1 protein-coding gene is annotated in these 810 nt (G+C 46.5%); it reads right to left on the bottom strand.

All coding sequences use genetic code 11. From position 1 onward, the window contains the following. On the bottom strand, window positions 1–810 hold an 810-nt coding region (locus tag R7O13_RS25885; protein WP_318305076.1), incomplete at both ends, for an oligopeptide:H+ symporter.

Genomic DNA, 810 nt, shown 5'->3' with positions numbered 1-810 from the left:
CTGATAAATGCAGTTACTGCGATGCAACTAAAGATAGCCATTGCACCAAGTTCACCCACATGAGAACCCACGTAACCAGCGACATAGTTCGCAATAGCGTTACAACCAAACCATGCACCCATCATCAACGATGCAAGACGTAGCGGAGCCAGTTTGGTTACAAGAGACAGACCAATAGGGGATAGACACAGTTCACCCAAAGTATGGAAGAAAAACGCGCCAACTAGCCATAGCATGGATGTTTTCACGTTGGTATCACCACCTTGTTCCATTACTGCACCAACCATGCATAGGAAGCCTAGTGCCAAGAAGAACATAGCTAAAGCAAATTTCGCTGGTGAGTTTGGTTCACGTTTACCTAGTTTCACCCATAGAACCGCAAGGACAGGCGCAAGCGTAATGATAAAGAATGGGTTTAGTGACTGGAACCAAGCTGCAGGTACTTCAAAACCGCCAATCATACGATCGGTGTACTGCTGAGTGTAAATGTTCATCAGACCGCCAGCTTGCTCGAAACCAGCCCAGAATACGATAGTAAACAGGCTCATCACCAAGATAACTTTAATGCGATCTACTTCTTCTTTGGTAAGAGGCTGTTTTGTTTTGGCGTTCTTATTGTTTAGGTCGCGTTTCGCGGCTGGCTCACGGCCAATATCACCAAGCCAAGACTGTGAAAGCGACATTTGCATGACAAGGCTGATTATCATACCCACGCCCGCTGCTACGAAACCTGCTTTCCAACCAAATGAGTTCGTTACAGATCCAGAAACCACGCCGGCTAGTAAAGCACCAAGGTTGATACCCATGTAG

Source organism: Vibrio sp. Y176, assembly GCF_033438945.1.
Note: the sequence above shows the minus strand (reverse complement) of the source record. Positions and strands in the feature narration are given on the sequence as shown.